The following is a 527-nucleotide window of genomic DNA, read 5'->3' as shown; positions in this document are numbered from 1 at the left end:
AAGGCTGGTGTGTAGGCAAATCCGCACACCGTAAGGCTGAGCTGTGATGGGGAGGGAAAATTGCAGTACCGAAGAACTTGTACTCCAGCTGCCAAGAAAAGCCTCTAGCCAGGGAGAAGGTGCCCGTACCGTAAACCGACACAGGTAGGTAGGAAGAGAATTCTAAGGCGCTCGGAAGAACTCTCGTTAAGGAACTCGGCAAAATGACCCCGTAACTTCGGGAGAAGGGGTGCCTCGGTAGGGTGAATAGCCCGAGGGGGCCGCAGTGAATAGGCCCAAGCGACTGTTTAGCAAAAACACAGGTCTGTGCGAAGCCGAAAGGCGAAGTATACGGGCTGACGCCTGCCCGGTGCTGGAAGGTTAAGGGGAGTGGTTAGGGGTAACCCGAAGCTATGAACCGAAGCCCCAGTAAACGGCGGCCGTAACTATAACGGTCCTAAGGTAGCGAAATTCCTTGTCAGGTAAGTTCTGACCCGCACGAATGGCGTAACGACTTGGGCGCTGTCTCAACGAGAGATCCGGTGAAA

The 527-nt window shown here is 54.6% G+C and carries 1 rRNA gene; it reads left to right on the top strand.

What is annotated here, in order from left to right:
* Window positions 1-527 (top strand): 23S ribosomal RNA (locus ACFQ03_RS25830); the annotation flags it as partial.

This window comes from Paenibacillus residui (assembly GCF_042677205.1).
Classification (GTDB): domain Bacteria; phylum Bacillota; class Bacilli; order Paenibacillales; family NBRC-103111; genus Paenibacillus_L; species Paenibacillus_L residui.
Note: the sequence above shows the minus strand (reverse complement) of the source record. Positions and strands in the feature narration are given on the sequence as shown.